Source organism: Cupriavidus sp. YR651 (genome assembly GCF_900101625.1).
GTDB lineage: Bacteria > Pseudomonadota > Gammaproteobacteria > Burkholderiales > Burkholderiaceae > Cupriavidus.
In genome coordinates this window covers 210,801-235,459 of sequence record NZ_FMYZ01000004.1, presented here as the reverse complement: position 1 = coordinate 235,459, position 24,659 = coordinate 210,801, and the positions used below count along the sequence as shown (strand labels likewise).

At 65.7% G+C, this 24,659-nt stretch carries 25 protein-coding genes; 16 read left to right on the top strand and 9 right to left on the bottom strand.

Annotation, left to right across the window (positions count from 1 at the left end; all coding sequences use genetic code 11):
- The first annotated feature begins 236 nt into the window (after nucleotides 1-236).
- The 5 genes from BLR29_RS13720 to BLR29_RS13700 all read left to right on the top strand — a co-directional run bounded on the left by BLR29_RS13720 (nucleotide 237) and on the right by BLR29_RS13700 (nucleotide 4,186).
- Nucleotides 237-1,229: a restriction endonuclease gene (locus BLR29_RS13720; protein WP_092137552.1), complete on the top strand. Its 993-nt coding sequence runs from the start codon at nucleotides 237-239 to the stop codon at nucleotides 1,227-1,229.
- Nucleotides 1,230-1,418: 189 nt separating this feature from the next.
- Complete coding sequence (locus BLR29_RS13715; protein ID WP_176860948.1) at nucleotides 1,419-2,243, top strand: tetratricopeptide repeat protein; 825 nt, start codon at nucleotides 1,419-1,421, stop codon at nucleotides 2,241-2,243.
- 195 nt (nucleotides 2,244-2,438) lie between these two features.
- The gene (locus BLR29_RS13710; RefSeq protein ID WP_092137550.1) at nucleotides 2,439-2,747 is read left to right on the top strand and encodes an EthD family reductase; all 309 of its coding nucleotides are present in this window, start codon (nucleotides 2,439-2,441) and stop codon (nucleotides 2,745-2,747) included.
- 61 nt (nucleotides 2,748-2,808) lie between these two features.
- The gene (locus BLR29_RS13705; RefSeq protein ID WP_092137549.1) at nucleotides 2,809-3,312 is read left to right on the top strand and encodes a hypothetical protein; all 504 of its coding nucleotides are present in this window, start codon (nucleotides 2,809-2,811) and stop codon (nucleotides 3,310-3,312) included.
- Nucleotides 3,313-3,544: 232 nt separating this feature from the next.
- Nucleotides 3,545-4,186, top strand: coding sequence for a DsbA family oxidoreductase (locus BLR29_RS13700; RefSeq protein ID WP_092137548.1), 642 nt, complete (start codon nucleotides 3,545-3,547; stop codon nucleotides 4,184-4,186).
- 105 nt (nucleotides 4,187-4,291) lie between these two features.
- Here the strand turns inward: BLR29_RS13700 and BLR29_RS13695 are convergent, their stop codons facing one another.
- Genes BLR29_RS13695 through BLR29_RS13675 form a run of 5 tightly spaced genes read right to left on the bottom strand, consistent with a single transcriptional unit; the run spans nucleotide 4,292 to nucleotide 9,221 of the window.
- A complete protein-coding gene (locus tag BLR29_RS13695; protein WP_092137547.1) occupies nucleotides 4,292-5,269 on the bottom strand; it encodes an acyl-CoA dehydrogenase in 978 nt (325 codons plus the stop codon).
- Nucleotides 5,270-5,282: 13 nt separating this feature from the next.
- Nucleotides 5,283-6,443 (bottom strand): acyl-CoA dehydrogenase family protein, encoded by a 1,161-nt coding sequence (locus tag BLR29_RS13690; protein WP_092137546.1) that lies wholly within the window; start codon nucleotides 6,441-6,443, stop codon nucleotides 5,283-5,285.
- 19 nt (nucleotides 6,444-6,462) lie between these two features.
- Nucleotides 6,463-7,482: a Bug family tripartite tricarboxylate transporter substrate binding protein gene (locus tag BLR29_RS13685; RefSeq protein ID WP_092137545.1), complete on the bottom strand. Its 1,020-nt coding sequence runs from the start codon at nucleotides 7,480-7,482 to the stop codon at nucleotides 6,463-6,465.
- A gap of 42 nt (nucleotides 7,483-7,524) precedes the next feature.
- Entirely contained in the window at nucleotides 7,525-7,986 is a 462-nt protein-coding gene (locus BLR29_RS13680) for a MaoC family dehydratase (protein ID WP_092137544.1), read from the bottom strand.
- 26 nt (nucleotides 7,987-8,012) lie between these two features.
- Entirely contained in the window at nucleotides 8,013-9,221 is a 1,209-nt protein-coding gene (locus BLR29_RS13675; RefSeq protein ID WP_092137543.1) for a CaiB/BaiF CoA transferase family protein, read from the bottom strand.
- A gap of 154 nt (nucleotides 9,222-9,375) precedes the next feature.
- Between BLR29_RS13675 and BLR29_RS13670 the strand changes: the two genes are divergently transcribed.
- The 5 genes from BLR29_RS13670 to BLR29_RS13650 all read left to right on the top strand — a co-directional run bounded on the left by BLR29_RS13670 (nucleotide 9,376) and on the right by BLR29_RS13650 (nucleotide 15,248).
- On the top strand, nucleotides 9,376-10,275 hold the full coding sequence (locus BLR29_RS13670) for a LysR family transcriptional regulator (protein ID WP_092137805.1): 900 nt from the start codon (nucleotides 9,376-9,378) through the stop codon (nucleotides 10,273-10,275).
- A gap of 126 nt (nucleotides 10,276-10,401) precedes the next feature.
- Entirely contained in the window at nucleotides 10,402-11,301 is a 900-nt protein-coding gene (locus tag BLR29_RS13665; protein WP_092137542.1) for a LysR family transcriptional regulator, read from the top strand.
- 340 nt (nucleotides 11,302-11,641) lie between these two features.
- Nucleotides 11,642-12,253, top strand: coding sequence for a glutathione S-transferase family protein (locus tag BLR29_RS13660; protein ID WP_092137541.1), 612 nt, complete (start codon nucleotides 11,642-11,644; stop codon nucleotides 12,251-12,253).
- 41 nt (nucleotides 12,254-12,294) lie between these two features.
- Nucleotides 12,295-14,379 (top strand): 2Fe-2S iron-sulfur cluster-binding protein, encoded by a 2,085-nt coding sequence (locus BLR29_RS13655; protein ID WP_092137540.1) that lies wholly within the window; start codon nucleotides 12,295-12,297, stop codon nucleotides 14,377-14,379.
- 146 nt (nucleotides 14,380-14,525) lie between these two features.
- Nucleotides 14,526-15,248 (top strand): MgtC/SapB family protein, encoded by a 723-nt coding sequence (locus BLR29_RS13650; protein ID WP_218132696.1) that lies wholly within the window; start codon nucleotides 14,526-14,528, stop codon nucleotides 15,246-15,248.
- 31 nt (nucleotides 15,249-15,279) lie between these two features.
- Here BLR29_RS13650 and BLR29_RS13645 read toward each other — a convergent pair whose 3' ends face one another.
- From BLR29_RS13645 to BLR29_RS13635, 3 genes are all read right to left on the bottom strand, one after another.
- On the bottom strand, nucleotides 15,280-15,801 hold the full coding sequence (locus BLR29_RS13645; protein ID WP_092137539.1) for a GAF domain-containing protein: 522 nt from the start codon (nucleotides 15,799-15,801) through the stop codon (nucleotides 15,280-15,282).
- The gene (locus BLR29_RS13640) at nucleotides 15,798-16,778 is read right to left on the bottom strand and encodes a Bug family tripartite tricarboxylate transporter substrate binding protein (protein WP_092137538.1); all 981 of its coding nucleotides are present in this window, start codon (nucleotides 16,776-16,778) and stop codon (nucleotides 15,798-15,800) included. Before BLR29_RS13640 ends, BLR29_RS13645 begins: the two co-directional genes overlap by 4 nt.
- Before the next feature lie 85 nt (nucleotides 16,779-16,863).
- Nucleotides 16,864-18,693 (bottom strand): gamma-glutamyltransferase family protein, encoded by a 1,830-nt coding sequence (locus BLR29_RS13635; protein ID WP_092137537.1) that lies wholly within the window; start codon nucleotides 18,691-18,693, stop codon nucleotides 16,864-16,866.
- A gap of 130 nt (nucleotides 18,694-18,823) precedes the next feature.
- On the opposite strand from BLR29_RS13635, the gene BLR29_RS13630 reads away from it, so the two are divergent.
- From BLR29_RS13630 to BLR29_RS13620, 3 genes are all read left to right on the top strand, one after another.
- Nucleotides 18,824-19,765: a LysR family transcriptional regulator gene (locus BLR29_RS13630; protein ID WP_092137536.1), complete on the top strand. Its 942-nt coding sequence runs from the start codon at nucleotides 18,824-18,826 to the stop codon at nucleotides 19,763-19,765.
- Nucleotides 19,766-20,052: 287 nt separating this feature from the next.
- Nucleotides 20,053-21,057 carry a 5'-nucleotidase gene (locus BLR29_RS13625; protein ID WP_092137535.1) on the top strand — a complete coding sequence of 335 codons (1,005 nt, stop codon included), beginning with the start codon at nucleotides 20,053-20,055 and terminating at the stop codon, nucleotides 21,055-21,057.
- Nucleotides 21,054-21,371: a YnfA family protein gene (locus BLR29_RS13620; RefSeq protein WP_092137534.1), complete on the top strand. Its 318-nt coding sequence runs from the start codon at nucleotides 21,054-21,056 to the stop codon at nucleotides 21,369-21,371. Before BLR29_RS13625 ends, BLR29_RS13620 begins: the two co-directional genes overlap by 4 nt.
- A 264-nt stretch (nucleotides 21,372-21,635) precedes the next feature.
- Here the strand turns inward: BLR29_RS13620 and BLR29_RS13615 are convergent, their stop codons facing one another.
- Complete coding sequence (locus tag BLR29_RS13615) at nucleotides 21,636-22,598, bottom strand: GlxA family transcriptional regulator (RefSeq protein ID WP_092137533.1); 963 nt, start codon at nucleotides 22,596-22,598, stop codon at nucleotides 21,636-21,638.
- Between the two features lie 98 nt (nucleotides 22,599-22,696).
- Between BLR29_RS13615 and BLR29_RS13610 the strand changes: the two genes are divergently transcribed.
- The 3 genes from BLR29_RS13610 to BLR29_RS13600 all read left to right on the top strand — a co-directional run bounded on the left by BLR29_RS13610 (nucleotide 22,697) and on the right by BLR29_RS13600 (nucleotide 24,632).
- Nucleotides 22,697-23,413 (top strand): GNAT family N-acetyltransferase, encoded by a 717-nt coding sequence (locus tag BLR29_RS13610; RefSeq protein ID WP_092137803.1) that lies wholly within the window; start codon nucleotides 22,697-22,699, stop codon nucleotides 23,411-23,413.
- A 118-nt stretch (nucleotides 23,414-23,531) separates the two neighbouring features.
- Nucleotides 23,532-24,194: a DUF4397 domain-containing protein gene (locus BLR29_RS13605; protein ID WP_176860947.1), complete on the top strand. Its 663-nt coding sequence runs from the start codon at nucleotides 23,532-23,534 to the stop codon at nucleotides 24,192-24,194.
- A gap of 63 nt (nucleotides 24,195-24,257) precedes the next feature.
- The gene (locus BLR29_RS13600) at nucleotides 24,258-24,632 is read left to right on the top strand and encodes a VOC family protein (protein WP_092137531.1); all 375 of its coding nucleotides are present in this window, start codon (nucleotides 24,258-24,260) and stop codon (nucleotides 24,630-24,632) included.
- The last annotated feature ends 27 nt before the right edge of the window (nucleotides 24,633-24,659 follow it).

Sequence of the window (24,659 nt, the reverse complement as noted above, 5' to 3'; positions counted from 1 at the left end):
TACGCACAGAAGCTGACGCCGACTTCGATAAATGCGAGCCAAGGGCGGGGCTTGCAATGCTGAAGATACCCAGTGGTTTCGTGGTGTTGTACAACTCTGACACCCCACCACGAGCGTCGCTGGTATGCGAATTTCCTTGTTAGATTGCGAGCTTTCCCCACTTTTCGCCATCCAGAGGTAACCGGTTACGCAGCCGGTCCTTGGTCTTATCAACGGCGCCAATCGGCAAGATATTGATGAAGCCTTTAAAGAAGATCGCGGACTATTTCCTGGTGGTGCTCGCAACAGGCGCATATGGCGGGGCCTTAGTGCTTCCTACGTGGCTGTGTGCGGGCGATCCGCTCGTTGGAGCTTGGGTATTGGGGATGGGATGGCTCGGTCTGCTCATGTTTGATCCGCGCTGGTTCTGCAATATGCTTCCGGTCCTGGCGATTGCATCCCTCTTTACTGGAAAACGCATCGTGCCATGGTGGGCGTCTGTGCTCATCGCGGTCGTCGCCGCGACGACGCTATTTGGACCGTACCTTTGTGCGGGCGGATCTGGCGCTCTTGGCGTAGGCACCGGTCCGGCATCAGGGCAACTGTTGTGGGTAAGCTCGATGTTTCTGTTTGCACTTTGGGACCCCAGCGGCTTGCAGAAGACGCGAAGCGCGGCGCGCGGAGCCCCACCTGGCGTCATCAATCCTCCTTCACTCGACCCGCGAAGTTCGGAGAATTCTGAGGATGGCAAACAGAATGACGAGCGAGTGCAACGTGATGTTGACGATTACTCTGCCAATCGCGGGAGGGCGGCGATGGGTACGTCCGAACCGCATATCTGGCCCCTTGACGCGTTGGTGCCATTGGACTCAAAGCGGCTCGAGTCGCTTTGTGTGAGCTATTACGGGTTAAAGGGATTCGTCGTCAAGAGCGTTTCGCTCGCATCCGACGATGGGGTCGTCGCTGCGTTATACAGAACAGGATTCGATAGGCCGGTAGCTGTCGTCCAATGCAGAATCCGTGGCCACGCTGTAAAGGCCGAGCAAGTTCGCGCGATGGGGAGGCTCCTGCAAGAGCAAGAGATAAGTCGAGGCGTTATTTGGTCTGTGTCAGGATATCTTGAACCGTCGGCAAAGAAATTGGCTGAGGAGGCTGGCATCCAGTTGCTCGACGGCGTGGCCATTGTCAAGCGGCTTCGCATGCTCGACAGAGACAAGCAGACAAGGTTGTGGGCAAGCGTTAAGAAATAGCCGTTCCGAATAGTGACTTGCGTCGCATGTAAGCCTAAGGAAGCGCACCAGCGTGGGTTCAGGGGAATAAGATGTTCGGGACGATAAAGAGCAAATTCGTCACGGTATTGCATAGGACTTCCCGTCTTCAGCGCTGGGTGATATCCGGACAAGGTGATGGCGCAAGGAAATACTTCAAAGGAGACGAGAGTGCGTCGATGTACCCAAATATTGGCCGTGGTGTTCCTGTTCTGGGCAAGCGTGTGCAGTGCGGAGGAGCTTGATGTGCAAAAGGCCCTTCGTGCGAAGCAATTCGACACGATCGAAAAGGTGCTCCGGATGAAAGAGGCCGGGTTCGAGCAAGGCAAACTGAATGAGTACGACTTGGTGGACGCCTTCAAGCCCTTCTACCAACAGGAGGACGTTTTCTCGAATGAGATGACCGAATGGACGAAACAGCGGCCGAATTCGTACGTTGCCCACTTGGCACGTGGAACCTATTACCGCAAGCTCGGCGAGTTTCGGCGCGGCACGCGGTATATGCAGGAAACGCCTGCTGCCAATGTGCGTTTCATGCAGGAGCAGTTCGAGATTGCGAAGAAGGATCTCTACAAGGCGCTTGATCTGAATCCGCGATCGTACCTGGCGATACTTAACCTCTTGAACATTACGTTACGGCAAGGCGACTACGAGCAAGCCGATGAACTCCTTCGTCGAGGGAACAAACTCTACCCCCGGAACATTTTGATGCGCGGGAGGTACATGGTGCATCTCCAGCCGCGATGGGGCGGATCGTACGAAGCCATGGACGCCTTCGTGCGGAAAAGTCGTGTTGATGGAGTCCCTGATACGGATTTGAATCTTCTTGTTGCCATCAAGCTGGAGGACATAGGTTTCACAAGCGAGGAGCACGGAGATTTTGATTCTGCGCGCAAGAATTATCTGAAGGCACTGGCGTTGAGTAGCGACACGGATCGGCGGTTTGTACCCGTTCACATCCTGCATGCTGCGGACTGGTGTTCCAGGTACTGCTGATCGAGTTATCGAGCCGCTATTGGCCAATTGATTCCCGGCAGGCGGCCTCAGCCCTTATGTACGCCTCAGGCTTGATCTACACGAAACGCTCCACACGAGGCCTGAGGTTGCAGTGTATGGAAAGGATTGCGTCGATCGTTCTTCCGTCCTAAAAAGAACGGGCTACGTCAACGCTTCACAACCGGAGAAAGCAAGATGGCAAAGCTCATGGCGTTGTACAAGAAGCCCGCGGACATCGCAGCGTTCGATTCACACTACTTCTCCAAACACATCCCGATCGCCAAGAAAATCCCCGGCTTGCGCGGCTACGAGGTCAGCAGCGGCCCGGTAGGCACGCCTGCCGGGGAGTCGCCTTTCCATCTGGTGGCGCTATTGAGCTTCGATTCCCTGGCAGCGATTCAGCAGGGAATGGCGTCGCCGGAGGGTGCCGCAGCGGCAGCGGATTTGGCGAACTTTGCGCAGGCTGGTGTGGATCTGCTCATCTTCGATACCAGGGAGGTGTAGACCGGGTCGGGGTCTATCCGCTTGTCCCGCTTCGTGCGATTCCCGAAACTGAGGAGCCCCTATGAGCCTGCAACTTGATGCATTTGTGCGCCTGCACAATCGACTGGAAGCCGAGCTTTACCTGATGGTTAGCAATGCGGGGGTTCCGGTCGATGGGCTTAAGCCAGAGTCGTTCACGTTATTCAGTTGGTCTGATATTCACGAGGTCTTTCCACCATTCCATTGGGATCGGCCGCCCGAACTCTACCCGCCACTTGTCAGCCCTCAGAAGTTTCCACCGGGGCTCACGGGAGTCTATCGGGCGACCTTGTTGCCGGGGGCGAAAGGCGAGAATGCGGGATGGGAGCTGAAGACCTATGCCGCCCAAATCGTGGTGCGTGTGCCTTACAAGATTATCGGGATAAAACTCCCGCAACCTGTAGGCCTGTCGACGCCGCCACTGACCCCACGAAAGACCAAGCCAGCAGGCGCAGCCTCCACCGGGAATCCGGCAGTGGGCCCCGGCGACATCGTGCGAACACTGGTGTCGTTTCGCCTGGTTTATGACGACCTTTTTGTCAGGTAGCGCTTACCCAACGGCCGACGAGAATATCGCCCAGGTATTCTGCCGGTTCTCTCCTTCGAGCGATAGCAAGGCAAAAAGCCCGGCGACCGCCACAGGCACGGTTCCGAACGAGCCTCACCGGGACGGCCAACCCGGCGCCCTGCAAACATTCACGTTTCGGGCTACCCTCTCTACCCTGTTTCCCCTATCGATCAGAACGACCGCGCAGGCGGTCATTTGCGCCGTAAAAGCCATGACACAACCGCTCAGAATTGATTTTGTCTCCGATATCGCCTGCCCGTGGTGCGCTATCGGCCTGTCCTCGCTCCAAATGGCGCTGACGCGCCTTGGCGATGCGGTCGACGCCGAGATCGTCGTGCACCCCTTTGAACTGAATCCGGAGATGCCGCCGGGCGGCGAGGCGATTGTCGATTATGTCGGCAAGAAATACGGACGCACGCCGGCACAAGTCGCCGAGGCCCAGGTCATGATCCGCGAGCGTGGCGCCAGCGTCGGCTTTGAATTCGGCCCGCGAAATCGCATCTATAACACTTTCGACGCGCACCGCCTGCTGCAATGGGCCGCCATCGAAGGCAAGCAGGTGCCGCTCAAGCTGGCATTGCTGCGGGCCTACCATGGCGAGGGCAAGGACCCGAGCAACCACGACGTGCTGGTCGACGCGGCGGAATCGGTAGGCCTGAACGCCGCCGAGGCTCGCAAGGTGCTGCAAGGCAACAATTATGCCGATGAGGTCCGCGCGGAAGAAGGGCAATACCAGTCGATGGGCATCCAGTCGGTGCCGGCGATCATTTTCAATAATCGCTACCTGGTGAGCGGCGGGCAACCCGTCGAAGCCTTCGAGCAAGCCATTCAACAGATTCTGGCCGAAGCATAACCACCAACAATCGGGCCGTGATTGCCGGCAGCCGCCCCTGACTTCCAAGGGGCGGCTGCCGCGTGACTGGCTCGTCGACGCGCCTCCTTTAGGGGAGGCGTCGTCTCACACGGCGTCCGTGCTCCACCCCCGCAGGGCATCCACCGTGCCGACGCCCGCGTCGCAGGTCGCCTCGCCGATCTCCCTCGCCCAGAACCGCTCCGACCCGTCCGCCAGCCGCCATGCATGCAGCCGACGCGTGTAGAGCTGCAAGTCATATTCCTCGGTCACACCGATCGCGCCATGCACCGCATGGGCCATCGACGTGACGGGTGTCACCGCCTCGCTGGCGTTCAGCTTGCCGATGGCTGCACGCATGCGCTCCGGCTGCCAGCCGTCGGATGCGCAGGCGATCTGCGCCGCCATGCGCGCCGCCGCCACGTGCTCGGCCATCACACTGATCTGATGCTGGATCGCCTGGAATTTGCCGATAGGCCGCCCGAACTGCGCACGATCGTTGGCGTACTGCAAGGTCATGTCGAACACGCGCGACAAGGCGCCCGCCATCTGCGCCGCGTGAACGCAAGCCCCGATCGTCCGCAACGTGCCGGCGGGCAGCGGAAAGCTGCTTGCCGGCGAGCGCGCGATCGTCACGCCGAGGTCCCCGTGCACGCCGTTGCCGGCGATATCGGCCTCATCGCGATGCACCATCGCGGCGTGGCTGCCGTCCTGCACGAGAAACCACGTCGCCGTGGCCCCGCCGGGCACATGCGTCCGGCCCGCGCCATCGAAGGTCGCCAGCGCGATCGGGGCGTCGGGCACCAATACGCCCGCGCCGTGCAGCACCGCGCGCGCCAGCATCGTCTGGCCAAGTGGCAACGGCAACGCGTGCTGTCCGATCGCAAACAGCATCGGCGCCACCTCGCACAGGGGCAGGCCGGCACCGTCCGCCGCTTCCGGCAACAGGCAATCGGCAAAGCCGCTCTCCTGCAACATCCGCCAGAGGGCCATGGGGCTGCCGCCCGCTTCGATGGCGCGCACCGCTGCGGGCGTGCTGTGGTCGCGCAGCATGGCGTCGAGTGCGTCTGAATAAGCATTGTGCATCGTCGATCTCCGCTCAGCGCAACCCAAGGCCGCGCGCGATCATGCCGCGCAGGATTTCGCGCGTACCGCCGCGCAGCGAATAGGTCGGCGAGACCACGCTGACGTAGGCAGCCGTGCGGTACAGCTCCGGGTCCGCCGCGAGTTCCGGATCGTCACCCAGCGCGGCCTCGGCCAGCGTACCGATGGACTGTTCGAGTTCCGTGCCGAGGTCCTTGACCAGCGCCGCTTCCACCAGCGGGCTCTCCCCCGCCGCCAAGCGCGCCGTCACCGCGAGCGACATCGCCCGCAGCGTGGCCAGACGGCCCACCAGGCGGCCAACCGTCACCACATCCCGCTGCACCGCCGGCAGCCGCCGCAGCGCGCCGATCCACGCATCGAGCAGCACCACGCTCGAATACAGCCGCTCCGGCCCGCTGCGCTCGAACGCCAGCTCCGCGTTGACCTGCTCCCACCCCGCACCCTCCTTGCCGACGAGCGCGTCGGCGGGAAGCACCACGTCTTCGAAACTGACCTCCGAGAAATGCGCGTCACCGGCGAGGTCGCGGATCGGTCGAATCGCCACGCCCGGTGCGGACAGATCGACGATGACCTGCGACAGGCCCTTCTGCCGGTCGCCGCATTCCCCCGACGTACGCACCAGCGCCAGCATGTACTGGCAACGGTCCGCGTTGGTCGTCCAGATCTTGCGGCCGGTCAGGCGCCATCCACCGTCCGGCAAGGGCGCGGCGCGCGTCGCGACGCTCGCCAGGTCGGAACCGGAATTCGGCTCGCTCATGCCGATGCAGAAAAAGGCTTCGCCACGGCAGATGCGCGGCAGGTAGAACGCGCGCTGCGCATCATTGCCATACCGCAGGATCAGCGGTCCGCTTTGCCGGTCGGCGATCCAGTGGGCGGAGACCGGCGCGCCGCACGCCAGCAGTTCCTCCACCAGCACGAAGCGCGAGAAGGCATCCAGCCCGGCCCCGCCATATTGCGCGGGCAGCGTGATGCCGACCCAGCCGCGCCGGGCCAGCGCGCGGCTGAAATCCGCGTCGAATCCCATCCACGACCGGGCCCGCACGTCCGGGGGCAACACTGGCAAATGCTCGGCCAGGAACGCTTTCACCTGCCGCCGGAACGCGGCGGCTTCCGGCGGCAAGGCGGTGAGCTGGAAGGTGCCAAACAAGGAACTCAATTCATGTCTCCGCGATGCATCAGTCCAGCGTCACGCCGGAATCCCTGACCACCTTCTGCCAGCGGTCGATCTCCTGCGCCAGGTATTTGCCATAGGCTTCCGGGCTCGATCCGCGCGGCTCCGCGCCTTGCGCGGCCAGGCTGGCGCGCACGTCGGGCGATGCCAGGGCCTTCAGCGTGGCGGCGTTCAGCTTCTTCACGATCTCGGGCGACGTCTTCGCCGGCACGAGCATGCCCTGCCAGGCGCCGACATCGAAGCCCGGCTTCACGGTCTCCGCCACGGTCGGCACGTCCGGCAGCTGGGAGCTGCGCGAGCTGCTGGTCACCGCCAGCGCCTTCATGCGCTTGTCGCGAATGAACGGCAGCGACGAGTTGATCGTATCGGTCATGAACTGCACCTGCCCGCCGGCCAGATCCGTCAGCGCCGGCGCGCTGCCCTTGTAGGGCGCATGCACGGCGTCCAGCCCGTTGGCCTGCAGGAACAGGAACGCCGCCAGGTGCGTCACGTTGCCATTGCCCGCCGATCCGTAGGTCATCTTGCCGGGGTTGGCCTTCAGCCAGGCGATGAACTCCGCCACGTTGCTGACCGGCACCTGCGCATTGACTTCCAGCACCAGCGGCACCATCGCCGTCATCGCCACCGGGGCGAAGTCGCGCTTCACGTCGTAGGGCAGCTTCTTGTAGAGCGCGGGGCTCAGGGCGATCGACGAGGTGTTGTAGAGCACCGTATAGCCATCCGCCGGGGCCTTGGACACCATCTCGCCCGCGATATTGCCGTTGGCGCCGGGGCGATTGTCCACCACCACCTGCTGGCCCAGATCGTCGGACATCTTCTTCGCGATGACCCGCGAAACGAGGTCCGTGGGGCCGCCCGGCGGGAAGGGCACCACCAGCTTGATCGGATGATCGGGAAACTCCCCCGCCATCGCGGGCAGGGTGAATGGCGTCAGCGCGACCGCCGCAAAGGTCAGCCGCCACAGGCGGCGCGCCCGCGCGCGGGGTTCGGTGCGATGCCTGGCATTTATGCTCTGGATTGGCATGGTTGTCTCCTCCGGTAAATGCGTTGGGCCGCCGCCGTGCGGCTAGCGTCCGGCCAGCAGGCGCCGCGCCGTGTAGGTCATGACCAGTTCGTTGCGCTGGTTGAAGACCTCGATACTGGAATCCACGACCGCGCGGCCACTGCGCGATGTCGGGCGGATGCCGGTCACGGTGATCCTGGCGTGGATGGTGTCGCCGACGACCACCGGCCCCAGGATTTTCTGCGTCAGTTCCAGCATCGCCAGACCGGTGCCCTGGATCATCGTCTGCAGGATGAAGCCCTCGATCAGCGAGTACGTCAGCGCGGCCGGGACCGGCCGCCCCTTGATCGCGCCGCCTTCGTAGCCTTCCTCGATGAAGATGGCCTCCAGCATGCCGGTGACCGAGATGAAGTTGACGAGGTCCGTCTCCGTCACGGTACGGCGGAAGGTCTGGAAAACCTGGCCTTCGCGAATGTCCTGCCAGTAAAAGCCCTGGCCGAGGCGCTGCGGTTGTGCTTGGGTCATGTCGTCTCCTTGATCGTGGGGGGCGTTCAGCGCCGCGCGCCGGATGTTGCGCAAAACGCGGCGCCCTCTTCCCCGAGGGCGTCGATATCGGCGTCGCTCAGGCCGGCATCGGCGAGCACGTCGCGCGTATGCTCCCCGAGCCGGGGTGGCACGGCCGCGCGTGCGCGCGCGCCATCGAAGCGCACCGGCGCGCCCGGAAAACGCAACGTGCCCATCGACGGGTCATCGAGCTGCTCGAAGAATCCCGTCTCCTTCAGGTGCGGATCGTCGACCAGTTCGTCGAGGTCGTTGACGCGCGCCACGGGAATCTGCAGCGTCTCGCACAGCGCCAGCCACTCGTCGGTGGATTGCTCGCGCACCAGTTCGCCGGTGATCTCGTAGAGCGTCTCGATATGGCGCGTGCGGGCGGCGATATCGGCAAAGCGCGCGTCGGCGGCCAGGTCGTCCCGGCCCGACGCCTTGAAGAAGTCGCGCCAGTGCGCGTCGGTGTACGGCATCATGCAGACGTAGCCGTCCGCCGTCTGGTACGGACGGCGCAGCGGCGCCAGCACGCGGGGATAGCCCGCCTGCCCGCGCGGCGGCTCGAAGTGCTGGCCGTACAGGTGCTCGACCATGTTGAAGGCCACCATCGACTCGAACATCGGCACCTCCACCATCGACCCCTTGCCGCCCTGCCGCTCGCGTCCGGCGATGGCCGCCGAAATCGACAGCGCGGCCACCAGCCCGCTGGTCTTGTCCGCCGCAATGGTCGGGAAGTAGCGCACGGTGCCGGTCTGCGCCGCCATCAGCGCCGCGTTGCCGGACAGGCCCTGGATGATGTCGTCATAGGCGGGCCGGCCGCCATACGGACCGTCCTCCGCAAAGCCGAGCAGGCTTACGTACACGAGCTTCGGATGACGCGCCATCACGCTGGCGGGATCGAGATCGAGCTTCGCCAGCTTCTGCGGCCGCATGCTGTGCATGAACACGTCGGCGGTGGCCAGCAGCCGGTGCAGCGCGGCCTGGGCGGCGGGCAGCTTCAGGTTCAGCACCACGCTCTTCTTGCTGCGGTTCACGCCAAGAAAAATCGCGGACATGCCATCTTCGGTGGCCGGGCCCGTGCGACGCGTGGAATCGCCCTCGGGCGGCTCCACCTTGATGACTTCGGCGCCCAGGTCGGCCAGCCACTGGCTGGCGTACGGGCCCATCACGACCGTCGACAGGTCGATCACGCGGATGCCGGATAGGGGCAACATGCCTGTCTCCTTCTGTTATCGGAGGTCGGCGCATGCCGCGCCGCAACATGCCCGGGCACCGCGCCGCCTCCTTGTCGAGAACAGAGAGTAGTGCAGCCGGACTGCTTGCGTCTAATATTAGATTTTTAGGAATCGATATTGGATGGATATCGCCATGGACCTGCGCCAGCTCCAGCAGTTTGTCGTGCTTGCCGAGACCGGCAACTTCCACCGCGCGGCGGAACGCCTGCACATGGCGCAGCCGCCGCTATCCATTTCCATCCGCAAGCTTGAGGAGTCGCTGGGCACGCCGCTGTTTGTGCGCACCACACGCGGCGTGCGGCTGACGCAGGCCGGGGAAGCCGCGCTGGGCGATGCGCGTCGCGCCCTCTTTCACGCCGACCAGGCGCGCGCCGCGGCGGTATCCGCCGCACATGGGGAACGCGGTGCGCTGCGCATCGGCTTTGTCGGCTCCGCCACCTATGCCCTGCTGCCGCGCCTGATTCCCGCATTTCGCGCGGCGCATCCCGGCATCGAGCTGATCCTGCACGAATCCACGTCGGCGGCGATCCTCGACCGTCTGGAACACAGCCAGCTCGATGCCGGACTGGTGCGTTTTCCGATCCTGAGCTCCGGCCCCTATACGCTGACGCCGCTGGAATCCGATACCTTCGTCGCCGCCGTGCCGGCGGAAAGCCGCTTTGCCGGGCGGGACAGCATCGCGCTGCGCGCACTGGCCGACGAGCCCTTCATCATGCATCCGAGCGCCGACGTACCGAACCTGCAGGCCGTGGCCATGCTGCTATGCCAGCAAGCCGGCTTCGTGCCGCGCGTGACGCAGGAGGCGGTGCAGGTGCAGACCATCGTCAGCCTGGTGGAAAGCGGGCTCGGCGTGGCGCTCGTGCCCGGCGTGACCGTGCGCTATACCAACCGGCGGGTGCGCTTCCTGCGCCTGACCAGCCCCAAGCCCGCCGCGCACATCGGCATCGCGCTGGCCACCCGCGAAGGGACCGATGACCGGCATGTGCAGCGGTTCGTCGCCACGGCCAGGGGCATCCTGCACGACCAGGTTTGATTCCACAGGCCAGCCGTCGCCCATCCCGGCCCGGCGATCCACCCGATATACTCCCGGGCACCGGACCGGCCGCCGCCCCCGCACAGCCCCGACAGACCGGCCGGAAATTCTCAGGGAGAACCGCGCGTGGATCGACTGCAGGCCATGAAGACCTTCGTCACCGTGGTGGAGAGCGGTGGCTTTACGCCCGCCGCACGCAAGCTCGACGTCTCGCTGTCCGTCGTCAGTCGCATCGTCACCGAACTGGAGACTCACCTCGGCGTGCGCCTGCTGACGCGCACCACCCGGCTGGTGCGTCCCACCGACACCGGCGCCGCGTACTTCGAGAACTGCCGCCGCATCCTGGCCGAGATCGAGGAGGCCGAGCTGGCCACCACGGGTGCCCATGCCGCGCCCCGTGGCCTGCTGGCGATCACCGCGTCGGTGCTGTTCGGCCGCAAGTTCGTGACGCCGATCGTCGTGGAATACCTGCGCCGCTTTCCCGAGGTCGATATCAGCTGCCTGTTCGTCGACCGAATCGTCAACTTCGTGGATGAGGGCATCGACGTCGGCATCCGCATCGGCGAGCTGCCCAGTTCGTCGCTGCAGGCGGTATCCGTCGGCCGCGTGCGGCGCGTGGTCTGTGCCTCGCCGGAATACCTGGCCCGGCATGGCGTTCCCGACACCCCGGACGACCTGGCGCGTCATTCGATCATCCAGACCACCGGCATCTCCACCCTGCCCGAGTGGCGCTTCACGCGGGGCGACGAACCGCTGCCCACCCGCCTGTCGCCGCGCATGGCCACCACCACCAACGACTCGGCGATTGCCGCCGCCGTCGCCGGCTTCGGGCTGGCGCGGGTCCTGTCGTACCAGATCGCCAGCGAACTCTGGGATGGCAAGTTGCGCATCATCCTCGCCGATTTCGAGCCGCCACCGCTGCCCATCAGCGTGATCCACCGCGAGGGCCGCCATGCCATGCACAAGGTGCGGGCCTTTATCGACTTGGCGGTCGACACCCTGCGGGCCGACAAATCGCTGAACTGAGCCGGCGCTGGCAAGTCAGGGCCGATTGAGCCCCGGTTGAGCCCGGCTTGGCCGGGTCAGCCAGATCGGCTGGTTTGGCCGGTTCGACTGGTTGAGGCGGGTTGATGCCACCCGCCGCCATCCGCCGCTGCCTGCCACCCCCGCCCCCCTGCCACCGGCCCCAAGCCGCCGATCGCCGGCCGGGCCATTCTTCTCGTATCCCGAAGATTCCCTTCTCCCGTGGACGGTTTTTCGTGCATCGGGGCGCACCTATAGTGGTTTCCAGCGGCACCCCACGCGTATTCGCTGCAAATGCCGCAATAACCGAACACCCCACGCACCCCCAATCCGAGGACCCCTCATGAAACTTTACGTACACCCGCTGTCCGGCCATTCGCACCGCGCCCGCCTGTTCCTGTCCCTGATCGGCCAGCCCGTCGAGCTAGTAAACGTCGACTTGGCTGCCCGCGCCCACAAGGCACCCGAGTTCCTGAAGCTCAATCCGTTCGGGCAGTTGCCGGTGCTGGTGGATGGCGACACGGTGGTGCCGGACTCCAACGCCATCCTGGTCTATGTCAGCAAGAAGCTCGGCAAGACCGACTGGCTGCCGGAGACCCCCGCCGCGGCCGCCGCCGTGCAGCGCTGGCTGTCCGTGGCCGCCGGCGACATCGCTTTCGGCCCGGCCGCCGCCCGCCTGATCACCGTGTTCGGCGCGCCGCTGGACGCCGAATCCGTGATCGCCCGCGCCCATGTCGTGCTCAAGCGCATGGACGACGCACTGGCGGGGCGTTCGTGGATCGCCGCCGATCATCCGACCATCGCCGATGTAGCGCTCTACAGCTACACCGCGCGTGCGCCGGAAGGCTTCGTCGACCTGGAGGCCTACGCCAACGTACGGCAATGGCTCGCGCGCATCGAAGCGCTGCCGGGCTTTGTCGCATTCCAGAAATCCCGCGCCGGGCTGGAAGCCTGACCGCAACCCCGAAGCGCACATCCCCACACCCGGAGCCCGTCATGACCGCACATACCTCTCTCCTCCCCGGCCTGCCCTGGCACACGGGCGAGCGCATGCTGCAGGAAGTGGCAGGTGTGCATGCGCGCATGGCGGAGGTGGGCAAGCGCGTGGTGCGCGACTACATGCCCGACCAGCACCGCGACTTCTTCGTCCAGTTGCCCGTCGTGGTGCTGGGCGCCGTGGCGCCGGATGGCCGCGTCTGGGCCACGCTGCGCGCCAGCCATCCCGGCTTCCTGCACTCACCGGACCCGCGCCTGCTGGACGTGAAGATCGGTCGTGAGGCGGCCGATCCGGCCGACGCCGGCATGGAAGACGGCGGCGCCATCGGGCTGCTCGGCATCGACCCGATGACGCGCCGGCGCAATCGCATGAACGGCGCGATTCATCGCGTCGGCGCGGGGCATTTCCGCATTGCGGTTGGCCAGAGCTTCGGCAACTGCCCGCAGTACATCCAGCAGCGTGCGTTCGTCTTTACCCGCGATCCGGCCGTGCCGAGCCCGGTCGCGCCGCAGTGGATGACCACGCTCGACGCGCGCGCCCGCACGCTGATCGGCAACGCCGACACGTTCTTCGTGGCGTCGTACGTCGACCTGCCCGAAGGTCAGCGCCAGGTCGACGTGTCGCATCGCGGCGGCAAGCCCGGTTTCGTGCGCATCGATGCCGACGGTGGCCTGACGATTCCCGACTTCGCCGGCAACCTGTTCTTCAACACGCTCGGCAATTTCATGGTCAATCCGACTGCCGGGCTGGTGTTTGCCGACTACGCCACGGGCGACCTGCTGCAACTGTCCGGCCGCGCCGAGGTCATCACCGATTCCCCCGAAATCGCCGCCTTCCAGGGCGCGGAGCGCCTGTGGCGCTTTATCCCGGAGCAGATCGTGCGCCGCGAGGCCGCGCTGCCACTGCGCTGGCAGCCGGAAGCGCAAGGGGCGTCGCCCAATTCGCTGATGACAGGCAACTGGGACGAAGCCGCGGACCGCCTGCGCGCCGCAGCCCTCGCCAACACGTGGCGTCCGTTCCGCGTGACGCAGATCGTCGACGAGAGCAGCGTGGTGCGATCGTTCCATCTGGCGCCGACCGACGATGCGGGACGCATTCCGCACCAGGCCGGCCAGTTCCTGCCGATCCGCGTGACACCCGCCGGCCACGATACGCCCGTGATGCGCACCTACACGCTCTCCGTGGCACCGTCGGACGGCGTCTACCGCATCAGCGTCAAGCGCGAGGGCGAGGTGTCGCGTCACCTGCACGAACACGTGAAGGTCGGCGACCTCATCGAGGCGCGCGCGCCCGGCGGCGCCTTCACCATCGACGCCACGGCACGCCGGCCCGCCGTGCTGCTGGCGGCAGGCATCGGCGTCACGCCGATGCTCGCGATGCTGCGGCACATCGTCTACGAGGGCCTGCGCAAGCGCCGCATCCGGCCGACGTACTTCTTCCACGCCGCCCGCACGGCAGGCGAGCGCGCGTTCTCGCGGGAACTGGCCGCGCTGGCCGCCAGCGCGAATGGTGCCGTTGGGCTCGTGCGCCTGCTCAGCGACCCGACTGGCGCGCAGATCGGCATGGACTACGACGAATCTGGCCGCCTCGACATCGACGTGCTGCGCGCCCATCTGCCGTTCGACGACTACGACTTCTACCTGTGTGGCCCCACCGGCTTCATGCAGGACCTGTACGACGGCCTGCGCGCCCTCAACGTGCCCGACGCGCGCATCCATGCCGAAGCATTTGGCAGCGCGTCGATCGTGCGCCGCCGCGACGCGGCAACGGGCCCGGCGGCACCGGCGGCCAAACCCGCGCGGGAAGCAGTACCGGTCATGTTCGTGCAGTCCGGCAAGGAAGCCCGCTGGACGCCGGGCGGCGGATCGCTGCTGGAGCTGGCGGAGTCGCGCGGCCTGTCGCCCGTGTTCAGTTGCCGGGGCGGCAGCTGCGGATCGTGCCGCACGCCCATCGTCCAGGGCGCCGTGGCCTATGCCCAGCCGCCGGAATTCCCGGTGCCGGAAGGCGAGGCGCTGATCTGCTGCGCCATGCCGGCGGAAGCGGAACCCGGCAATGTCGGGGCCACCCTCCAGCTCGACCTCTGACAAGTCCCTGAACCCCGCCGCCCTGCCGCCCCGCTGCGGCGAGGTTCACGGCCTCCGCCGCACGGCTAAGTTCGGTGCAGCCGGCTGACCCGACGAGATGCCTGTGCCACAATCGCGCCAACTCTGGCCCGCACGGATGCGTCGACATGTCCCTGGAAGCCCTGCAAAACATCAATCCTCAATCGCTGCTCGATACGGCGATCAGCCTCGCGGCGGCCTTCGTGCTGGGCGGGATCATCGGTTACGAGCGCCAGTTCCGCCAGCGCACGGCGGGCCTGCGCACCAACGTGCTGGTCGCCGTGGGCGCGGCAATCTTCGTGGACATGGCCAATCACCTGGCCGGACATGAAGGGGCCGTGCGCGTGGTGGCCTACGTGGTGTCCGGTATCGGCTTCCTGGGCGCGGGCGTCATCATGCGCGAGGAAGGCAATGTGCGCGGGCTCAATACGGCGGCAACGCTATGGGGTTCCGCCGCCGTGGGGGCCTGCGCGGGCGCGGACCTGATTCTCGAAGCCGGCATCGGCGCGCTGTTCGTGCTGGCGGCCAATACGCTGCTGCGCCCCGTGGCCGACCGCATCAACCGCCAGCCGATCGATACGCCTGCGGTGGAGGTCACGCACACGGTGCACGTGATTGCGCCGCGCACCCATCAGAAGGCGGCGCTACGGCTGCTGGAAGACGCGCTGGAAGCCGCTCAGTATCCGACCCGCGACTTCGAGATGCGCGCGTTTGGCGAACAGGATGTGGAGATCGAGGCCATGCTGGTGGCCACGTCCGTCGATGGGGATGCGCTGGACGCGATGGTCGCGCAACTGGGCACGGCCAGCGTGATCGGCCAGGCGTTCTGGAGTGCGAGCACTTCGGAGTAGTGCTCGCCCCCGCACGAGCGAGCCCTCGGCCTCAGGGGGCCGGGGCTGCGGTCAAAGCTGCAACGGCTGGCATGGCCAGCTGACCGAGCATGCTCAGGGCCGTGATGTCTTCCGCGGTCCAGGTATCGACCTGGGCCAGATAGTTGAACGTGCCGATCACGCGGCCGCCCGCGCAAAGCGGCACGTTGACCACACCATTCAGCCCCAGGCCACGGATCACGGCGATGTCATCGAACACGGCAGCGAGCGCCTCGTCGCCCTCGCCGACGAAGACTTCGCCGCGCACCAGCAACTGGCGCGTCCACGCCGTATCGCCCTTGACCTTCTTGCCGCCGACCGGATAGGCGGCGGGGTCCGACGACCAGAGGCGCTGGATCTCGCCGCTGGCCGCGTGCCACGCATTGATCGTCAGGAGGCCGGGGCCCACGAGCCCCAGCGTGGCGTGCCCCACGGCGTCCATCACGGCCACCGGCGTGGCCGCGCGGCGCAGGTCATCGCACAGCGGATTGAAATGCGCGAGCCACTGCCCAGGCTGGTCCAGTGACACGATCATTCCCCGTGAATGCCGAGGTCGCGGATCAGCTTGCCGTAACGGTCCGCATCGCGGCGCATGATCTTGCCGAACTCCTGCGGCGTGGACGTGGCCGTCTCGACACCGATCGCGTCCATCTTGGCCTTGACCTCGGGCAGCGACATGGCCTTGTTGATCTCGCGATTCAGGCGCGCGACGAGATCGGCGGGCATGTTCTTCGGGCCGAATGCGCCATACCACACGGCCAGTTCATAGCCCGGGAGAGTCTCGCCGACGGTCGGCACGTTCGGCAGCAGCGCCGACCGCTTCGATTCCGTCACTGCCAGCAGGCGCAGCTTGCCGGCCTTCACGTGCGGCAGCGTTTGCGTGCCGGCGGAGAACAGCAACTGGGTCTGGCCCGCCACGGTGTCCACCACCGCCGGGGCGCCACCCTTGTACGGCACGTGCAGCATCTGCACGCCGGCCATCTTCTCGAACAGCACCGCGCTCAGGTGGTTGGTGGAGCCGGGGCCCGCGCTGGCATAGGCCAGCTTGCCGGGATTGGCCTTGGCATACGCGATCAGTTCCTTGACGTTATTGGCCGGCACCGACGGATTCACCACCATGGTGTTGGTCACGTAGGCCAGCAGCCCCAGCGGCGTGAAGTCGTCCACGCCCTTGAACGGCATGTTGGCCATCAGCGCCGGATTCATCGCGTGCGTGCTCATGGAGCCGACCAGCAGCGTGTAGCCGTCCGGCTGGGCACGGGCCACCATCGCGGAGCCGATATTGCCCGATGCGCCGGGCTTGTTGTCCACGATCACGGGCTGGCCGAGCGCCTTGGTCAGGTGTTCCGACAACACACGCGCCAGGATGTCCGTGGAACCGCCGGCGGCCCAGGGCACGATCAGCGTGACCGGCTTGTTCGGATAGGCGTCCGCCGCCCCGGCGGCAGCGGCGGCAAACGACAGCGTCAGCGCGGCGGCGCCACGCAGCAGGCTCTTGATGACTGACCTCATGTTGCAACTCCCTCTTCCATATGGCGGGCCACCCTGTGCGACCCTTGTTTGTTCAAACCCGTTCCACGCAAACCCGGCCGCCCCATCAGCGACCCACGGCATAACCCTGCATGCCGCGCGCATTGGCGCCGGCACGCAGCACCAGCCGGCCGGCGCCGTCGCGTTCCCGCGTGCACGCCGACATCCGGCCTTCTGACCAGTCGTCGCCCACACGCACTTCATGTCCGCGTGCGCGCAATGCATCGAGCGTGGCGCCCGGCATGCGCCCTTCCACGCTGATCCGGTTCAGCACGGTCTGGCGCGGCCAGAACGAGCCCGGGAAATGGTCGATGTGCCAGGCCGGCGCATCGATGGCCTCCTGCAGGTTCATGCCATGCACGGCATGACGCAGGAAGAATGCCAGCGACCACTGATCTTGCTGGTCGCCCCCGGGCGTGCCGAAGACCATATAGGGTTCCCCATCGCGCAGCGCCAGTGACGGCGACAGCGTGGTGCACGGGCGTTTGCCCGGGGCCAGCGTATTGGGCAGTCCCGGCTCCAGCCAGGTCATTTGCAGGCGCGTATTCAGCGCAAAGCCAAGCGACGGGATGGTCGGGCTCGACGACAGCCAGCCGCCGGACGGCGTGGCCGCCACCATGTTGCCGTGGCGGTCGATCACATCGATATGGCAGGTGTCGCCGACAAACAGCTCGCGCTCCGCCCATTCGGCCACCGGTGGCAGCGAGGCAAAGGTCGGCTCGCCCACGCCAAAGCGCACATCGGCGCTGGCCAGCGTGCGATCGGCGACGCCGAGATCCGGCATGCGCGGCGCCATGCCGTTGAGGGTGCCGGGTTCCATGGTCAGCGCGGCGCGGTCGCCGATCCGCGCGGCGCGCGCGGCGAGATATCGCGGATCGAGCAGCGCCTTGAGCGGGCTGTCGACAAAGCGCGGATCGCCATACCACGCGGTGCGGTCCGCCATCGCCAGCTTGGCGGCCTCGGCAATCTTGTGCACGAATTCGGGCGACCCCGGCGCATGGGCTTCCAGCCCCGCATGGCGCAGCATGCCAAGCTGCTGCAGGAAGACCGGGCCCTGGCTCCAGATATCGCACTTGGCCACGGTGTAGCGGCCGAAGTCCATCGACACGGGCGCCTCCACGGTCGGCGCCCAGCGCTCCATGTCCTCGAATCGCAGCAGGCCGGTGTGCTTCTCGCCGGTGGTGTCGCGCACCGGGGTCTTGCGGCAATAGGCGTCGATCTCCTGCGCGACGAAGCCGCGATACCAGCAATCCATGGCGGCATCGATCTGGCCTTCGCGGGTGTCGTGCGCCGACTCGGCGGTCTCGACGATGCGCGTGTAGGTATCGGCCAGCACCGGCAGCGTATGCAGGCTGCCCGGGCGCGGCACCTTGCCGTCCGGCAGCCAGGTCGCCGCCGAGCTGTGCCATTCGTCGCGGAACAACGACTGGACGGCCAGGATGGCCTGGGAAATTCGCGGCACCAGCGGAAAACCGTTGCGCGCGTAGCCGATGGCGGGGGCGAGCACATCGGCCAGCGACCACGTGCCGTGATCGCGCAGCATGGTCAGCCACGCCCCGAACGCGCCGGGCACGGTGGCCGGCATCAGGCCGATGCCGGGCATCATTTCCAGCCCCATGGCCCGCAGCGCGGCCGGGTCGGCCAGCGCCGGCGCCGGGCCCTGCCCGCACACCGAACGGACCGCGCGGGCGCGCTCGTCCCAGAACAGGATCGGCACCTCGCCGCCGGGGCCGTTCAGGTGCGGTTCCACCACCTGCAGCACAAAGCCACCGGCGACGGCCGCATCGAACGCGTTGCCACCGCGCTCCAGCACGCCCATGGCGGTCTGGGTGGCCAGCCAGTGCGTGGAAGCCGCAACGCCAAAGGTACCGACAATCTCCGGGCGGGTCGTGAACATGTGCAAATGACTCCAAAGGAATGCATTTGAGTATAGGATTCCAGAATAACCGCAAGCATCGAAATACTTATCGTTGCATTCCCATCTGGTTATACGACTGGCGAAACAACCCTGGATCGATCCTGCCCGCATGCCGATTTCCACCGACAAGCTGCTCCATAACGTGGTGTCCCGCCTGCGGCTGCGCCATTTGCCGCTGCTGCTGGCGCTGGAGCGCCAGCGCTCGATCTCCCGGGTGGCGGCCGAGCTGAACCTGTCCCAACCGGCCGTGACCAAGGCGTTGCGGGAGATCGAGGACATCTTCATGACGCCGCTGTTCTCGCGGTCGCGGCACGGCCTGACGCCGACCGCGACGGGCGTGGCGGTGCTGGCGCACGCCCGGGTAGCCCTGGCGGACGCCGAGGCGCTGGGGCGCGAGCTGACGGTGATCGAGGCTGGCCTGCGCGGGCGATTGCGGATTGGCGTGATTCCATACGTGGCCCGCCCGGTGCTGGATGCCGCACTGGCTTACGGACTCCATCACGTGCCACGGATCTCCGTGCTGGTGCGCGAGGGCACGACCGATGAACTGGTCAGCGCGCTGCGGCTGCACGAGCTCGATTGCGTGATCGCGCGGTCGTTCTATCTGGCGGGGGAAGACATCGTCCAGCAGCCGCTCTACCGGGAAGAGCCGGTGCTGGTGGTGCCGGCGCGCGCCGCGGCGCGGCTGTCGCGCGGCGCGCTGGACTGGAAACGGCTGGCGGCGCTCGACTGGATCCTGCCGCCACCCCACACCCCGGTGCGCCGCACGATCAATACGATGTTCGCGATTGCCGGCGTGGCGCCGCCGCTGCCCATCGTGGAGACCTATTCGATCAAGCCGATGGCCACGCTGCTGCGCAGCCAGCCGGACGCGATCACGATCGTGCCGCGCTCCGTGGCGGCGGAACTGGTGGAACTGGGGGACGCGGCGGCGCTGCCGTACACGTTGAGCTGGGACCTGCCGCCGGTCGGCATCATGTGGCGACGCCAGCCGGAAGACAACGAGCGGGTAGCGGCGCTGGTGCAGGCGCTGCGTCAGGCCGTGGCGTAGCCGTCGGCGAGGCCCCGGCCACTTGCTGGCTGGCGGCCGGCGGCCCGGCAAAGGCGAGCAGCGCGACGGCGGACAGCGCGGCAATCGCGGAATACAGAAGCTGGCGGACTGGCATGGCGGCTCCTTTGGCCTGGGCTGGACCCGTTGGGGTCCGATGTGCCGGAGTCTAGGCAGCCGTCGGCCTGCTGATAAGGGCCCGCGCAAGCAAGGGACTCTTCCGCAAGCGCGATCAATGCCGCGCCGCCTGCACTTATAGGCCACCGCGCGTGCCCCTTATACTTGCGCGCATGGCCTACGATCTCACCGACAAACTCGTCATCGGCATCTCGTCCCGGGCGCTGTTCGACCTGGAAATGGAGAATCGCCTCTACCAGACCCAGGGCGTGGACGCCTATTCGGCGCACCAGCGCGCGCATGAGGACGAGCCGCTCGCACCGGGCACCGCGTTTCCGCTGGTGCAGGCGCTGCTGGGCCTGAACCATGCCATCCCCGGCCGCCGGTTGGTGGAGGTGGTGGTGATCTCCCGCAATTCTCCCGATACCGGGCTGCGCGCCTTCAATGCGATCGAGGCCGCGAAGCTCGACATCACGCGCGCCGCCTTTACCGGTGGCGAGGCCATCGCCCGCTATCTGCAGGCCTTCAAGGTGGACCTGTTTCTCTCGCGCGACGCGGCCGACGTGCAGGCCGCCATCGACGGCGGCGTGGCCGCCGCGCAGCTCTACGACGTACCGCCAAGCTATCAGGCGCCTGCCGGCCAGATCCGCATCGCGTTCGACGGCGACGCGGTGCTGTTTTCGCCCGAGTCAGAGCGGATCTACAAGCAAAAGGGGCTGGACGCGTTCATTCGCCACGAACACAAGCACCGCCACACCGCGATGGCGGAAGGCCCGTTTGCCAAGCTGCTGCTGCGGCTGGCCGAGATCCAGCAGCATTTCCCGGCTGGCGAGTGTCCGGTGCGCATCGCCATCGTGACCGCCCGCAACAGCCCGGCGCACACCCGCGTGATCCACACGCTGCGCGCATGGAACGTGGCGATCGACGAAGCCTTTTTCCTCGGCGGACTCGCCAAGGATCAGGTGCTGCAGGCATTCGGCGCACACATGTTCTTCGACGATCAGGAAAACCACGTGGAGCAGGCCGCGACGGTGGTGCCGTCGGGCCGTGTGCCCTACAAGGGCGGACAGCTGGTGGTGCCGAAGACGGCAACCCGGCCCGCGCGCAAGGGCAAGCCCGCAGGAAACGCCAGCACCACGAAGGCCACGGCCAACGGCAAGGCCACGGACGCGGCATGAAGACGGTTGCGCTGTATCTGCTGACCGCGCTGGCGGAAATCCTCGGCTGCTACCTGCCCTATCTCTGGCTGCGCCAGGGTTTGAGCGCCTGGGTGCTGGTGCCCGGCGCCGCGTCGCTGGCCATCTTTGCCTGGCTACTGACGCTCCACCCCGATGCGTCCGGCCGCGTGTATGCGGCGTACGGCGGCGTCTATATCGCGGTGGCCATCCTGTGGCTCTGGCTGGTCGACGGCGTGCGGCCGAGCCCCTGGGACCTGACCGGCGTGACGGTGGCCGTGGCCGGCATGGCAATCATCGTGTTTCAGCCGCGCTGATCGCGCCGATACCCCTCAAAAGTGACTGTCGAGGCAGTTCACGCAGGTGCGACGGCGGTGGCAGCCTGATTGCCAGGCTGACTTGCCCGCTGACTGCCCACGCTGCGCCCTACCACCGAGGGGAAGACAATGTTTCATACATTCAAGGACAATCCACCTGTCGTGAATGACCCCTCGACATTTGCACCCGCGCCCGCGACCTCGTCGCGGGCTTTTTTTTGGGTTCGTCGCTGATTTGCGGCGTGACTGAGGGTTGCGGAACGCTCAGCTTGATCTGAGCTGGCGCACCCCTCGGCCCAGTCTCCGGCGAAGCAGCGTTCGAAGCGTTGCGCCGTCCGCATAGCCGACTTCCGCGGCAATTGCATCCAGATCCATCGAGCTTGTCTCGATAAGATGCCTGGCGCGCTCGACCCGTCGATCCTGAAAGTACGACAAGGGGGATTTGCCGAGCACGGCCTCGGCACGCCTTTGCAGCGTCCTCGGGCTCGTTGCGAGGTCATGCGCCGCCCCTTGCAGCGAGAATCCCCTCGCCAGATTCGCGCGTGTCCATCGCTCGAACCGTTCGATAAGCGGATCACTATGCGCGAGGTGATCGGGGATGATGTAAGGCGCCTGGGATACCCGTCCGTCGACCAACATGTACCGCGCCACGAGCGTGGCTAATTCGGGGCTCGATTGCCGAATCAGCCAGAGCGCAAGATCCAGATGCCCCATCGCCGCGCCAGCGGTCACGACCGGTCCCGAAGGGACGACCATGCGGTCCTGGTCGAGGCGAACCTCAGGGTAGCGGCTTCGGAATAGCGGACTGAGCCACCATGTTGTGGTCGCCTCCTGCCCGTCGAGCAGGCCCGATTCGGCGAGGATGAAGGTCCCTATGCAAGCGGCGGCGATTCGGCCGCCCTGCCCTTGCCAATGACGCAATTGTGTGCCGGCATCCCGTACGGCCGGATGTTCGAGACATTTCACCAACGTATCGGGTGTTCCGGCACTGATCGCGGGCACCACGATCCAGTCGGGCAGCGGCATGGTGCGCGCCTTCTTGGTGGCCACGCTCATGCCGAGCGCCGTCTTGATTCGGGTACGGAGGCCGACCAACTCGACGTCGAACGGGCGGGGCTCGCCGGGACGCGCGGCCGCGGCCAGTCCATTCGCGATCCTGATAGCGTCGAGCACGACAGCCATGCCCGTATCGAACACGCCATCCAGGAGAAAAACGAATATGCGCATGGCGTAAATGACCCGAATAATGTCATTTGCGATGCTACTTCCCCGGAGGGTTTGCGTCTATTCTGCGCGACGGAAAATCTTCCATGGAGGAGCAAGCAATGTCTGAGGCAGCAGCAAGAAAAGATACCGGCAGCGCGCACCCGCTAGACAACGTCGTATGGAATGCGCTCACCGGCAAGCAGAGCCGCTTCGCGCTCGGGGATGATCGGGCACGGCGGTTTCAGCCAGCCATTGGGCGCTTTGCTGCCATGGCCGATGCCGGTCCGACATCCTTCGCAGCCTTGCGTGGATTGATCAAGGCGCAGGGTCCGGTTGCTTTGGTTACCCCGGACGAGGTCCTGCCCCCGGCCGGGTTCTCCGTCATCGGGCATACGACGCTGCTTCAAATGATCTGGCAAGGCGAGCCCGACCCCACGAGTGCCTGGGAACACGTCCGGCTCGTCGAGCGTGATGTGCCGGAGATGGTCGCCCTGACCACTGCAACAGAGCCCGGACCCTTTGGCCCGCGCACCATTGAACTTGGCGACTATCTTGGCGTGCGTAGACAGGGCAAGCTGGCCGCCATGGCGGGCGAGCGCATGCGGCTCGACGGATACACCGAAATCAGTGCCGTCTGTGTAGATGCCGCTTTTCGGGGGCAAGGTCATGCGGCCGGCCTGATGAGGCTGCTGATCGCGGCCATCCGCGCGCGCGCCGAGACGCCCTTCCTGCACGTGCTCACAACGAACCACGCCGCCATCGCGCTCTATCGGACGCTCGGTTTTGTCGACCGGCGTGAGATGCATCTCATGGTGCTCGGAGAAGCGAACGCATAGCGGGATGGCAGAGGCGGCAAGCAGCAAGTGGATTCAAGTCGCGGCGCCAGCCAGATTCAAGCACGAGGGTGATCGCCGCACTATCTTGAAGACTGGCAACCCTCTGCGAGAGGCCAGGATGCGGCGCCTGATTGGTCTTCTGTTATCCGTCTTGCTTATTGCACAGCTCGGCAGTTGCGTTGCCGATGTGAACGACGACAGCACGGCGCGCGTTCGTGTGCTTCATGTTTCTCCGGATGCACCGAACCTCGATGTTCTCGTCGACGGCGCACGCGTGCTCTCGAACGTGCCTTATTCGGCGGCTTCCGCTTACCTGATCTTCTCCACGGGTACGCACCGGATCGCATTCAACGTGACTGGCACGTCGACGACGCTGATCGATGTATCGCTGAAACTGGTGAATGCGACAGCCTACACAATCATCGCCGCGAATTTCGCGGCGAGTATGCAGGGACTGACCGTCACGGATCAGACCCAGGCGCCACCGGCAGGACAGGCGGCGGTGCGCGTGATCCACACGGCGCCTGACGCCGGGCCCGTCGACGTGCTGTTCAATGGCCAGGTGGTGTTCGCCAAGATGCTGTTCGGGGCGAATAGTGGCTATCTGAACCTGGCGGCCGGCACCTATGACGTCAAGGTCAATATTGCGGGGACGTCGACGACGGTGATCCAGACGAGATTGACCGCCAATGGCGCGACCAACTACAGCGTGGTCGCGATTGGATCAAACCGGACGGCGGCGACAAATCCCCTCGCGCTCAAGGTCCTGACGGATGGCTAGTAGACTGCCTTGCGGGATACGTACTTCAGGCTTTGCGCAGGCCGACACATTTCAGGAGAACTGATGTTTGACCACGTCAAATTCGGAGTCAGCGACTATGCAGCGAGCAAGGCGTTCTTCCTCAAGGCACTCGAACCGCTCGGCGTAGCGGTTGCCTCGGAGGGGCCGCCGACGTACGGCGTCGAGCTCTGCCCAAAGGGCAAGGCTTCACTGTGTCTGTTCCAGACCGAGGAGAAGCCGGCGCATCTTCATCTGGCGTTCACGGCCGAGAATCGTGAGCAGGTCGAAGCTTTCTATCGCGCGGCGCTGGAGGCGGGTGGCAAAGACAACGGTGCGCCCGGTCTGCGCCCGCACTATCACGCGAACTACTTCGCGGCTTTCGTGATTGGTCCGGACGGGCACAACATCGAAGTGGTCTGCCAGAAACCCGAGGCCTGACTTGGCGACCGACGAGTCGCCGGTCGC

What these genes read in the sequence shown, in the direction of transcription:
- BLR29_RS13605 (WP_176860947.1), top strand. Translation starts at nt 23,532, where the DNA reads ATGCGGCGCCTGATTGGTCTTCTGTTATCCGTCTTGCTTATTGCACAG.
- BLR29_RS13660 (WP_092137541.1), top strand. Translation starts at nt 11,642, where the DNA reads ATGAAACTTTACGTACACCCGCTGTCCGGCCATTCGCACCGCGCCCGC.
- BLR29_RS13680 (WP_092137544.1), bottom strand. Translation starts at nt 7,986, where the DNA reads ATGACCCAAGCACAACCGCAGCGCCTCGGCCAGGGCTTTTACTGGCAG.
- BLR29_RS13685 (WP_092137545.1), bottom strand. Translation starts at nt 7,482, where the DNA reads ATGCCAATCCAGAGCATAAATGCCAGGCATCGCACCGAACCCCGCGCG.
- BLR29_RS13700 (WP_092137548.1), top strand. Translation starts at nt 3,545, where the DNA reads ATGACACAACCGCTCAGAATTGATTTTGTCTCCGATATCGCCTGCCCG.
- BLR29_RS13695 (WP_092137547.1), bottom strand. Translation starts at nt 5,269, where the DNA reads ATGCACAATGCTTATTCAGACGCACTCGACGCCATGCTGCGCGACCAC.
- BLR29_RS13705 (WP_092137549.1), top strand. Translation starts at nt 2,809, where the DNA reads ATGAGCCTGCAACTTGATGCATTTGTGCGCCTGCACAATCGACTGGAA.
- BLR29_RS13640 (WP_092137538.1), bottom strand. Translation starts at nt 16,778, where the DNA reads ATGAGGTCAGTCATCAAGAGCCTGCTGCGTGGCGCCGCCGCGCTGACG.
- BLR29_RS13625 (WP_092137535.1), top strand. Translation starts at nt 20,053, where the DNA reads ATGGCCTACGATCTCACCGACAAACTCGTCATCGGCATCTCGTCCCGG.
- BLR29_RS13720 (WP_092137552.1), top strand. Translation starts at nt 237, where the DNA reads ATGAAGCCTTTAAAGAAGATCGCGGACTATTTCCTGGTGGTGCTCGCA.
- BLR29_RS13635 (WP_092137537.1), bottom strand. Translation starts at nt 18,693, where the DNA reads ATGTTCACGACCCGCCCGGAGATTGTCGGTACCTTTGGCGTTGCGGCT.
- BLR29_RS13600 (WP_092137531.1), top strand. Translation starts at nt 24,258, where the DNA reads ATGTTTGACCACGTCAAATTCGGAGTCAGCGACTATGCAGCGAGCAAG.
- BLR29_RS13645 (WP_092137539.1), bottom strand. Translation starts at nt 15,801, where the DNA reads ATGATCGTGTCACTGGACCAGCCTGGGCAGTGGCTCGCGCATTTCAAT.
- BLR29_RS13615 (WP_092137533.1), bottom strand. Translation starts at nt 22,598, where the DNA reads ATGCGCATATTCGTTTTTCTCCTGGATGGCGTGTTCGATACGGGCATG.
- BLR29_RS13610 (WP_092137803.1), top strand. Translation starts at nt 22,697, where the DNA reads ATGTCTGAGGCAGCAGCAAGAAAAGATACCGGCAGCGCGCACCCGCTA.
- BLR29_RS13675 (WP_092137543.1), bottom strand. Translation starts at nt 9,221, where the DNA reads ATGTTGCCCCTATCCGGCATCCGCGTGATCGACCTGTCGACGGTCGTG.
- BLR29_RS13620 (WP_092137534.1), top strand. Translation starts at nt 21,054, where the DNA reads ATGAAGACGGTTGCGCTGTATCTGCTGACCGCGCTGGCGGAAATCCTC.
- BLR29_RS13650 (WP_218132696.1), top strand. Translation starts at nt 14,526, where the DNA reads ATGTCCCTGGAAGCCCTGCAAAACATCAATCCTCAATCGCTGCTCGAT.
- BLR29_RS13710 (WP_092137550.1), top strand. Translation starts at nt 2,439, where the DNA reads ATGGCAAAGCTCATGGCGTTGTACAAGAAGCCCGCGGACATCGCAGCG.
- BLR29_RS13655 (WP_092137540.1), top strand. Translation starts at nt 12,295, where the DNA reads ATGACCGCACATACCTCTCTCCTCCCCGGCCTGCCCTGGCACACGGGC.
- BLR29_RS13630 (WP_092137536.1), top strand. Translation starts at nt 18,824, where the DNA reads ATGCCGATTTCCACCGACAAGCTGCTCCATAACGTGGTGTCCCGCCTG.
- BLR29_RS13670 (WP_092137805.1), top strand. Translation starts at nt 9,376, where the DNA reads ATGGACCTGCGCCAGCTCCAGCAGTTTGTCGTGCTTGCCGAGACCGGC.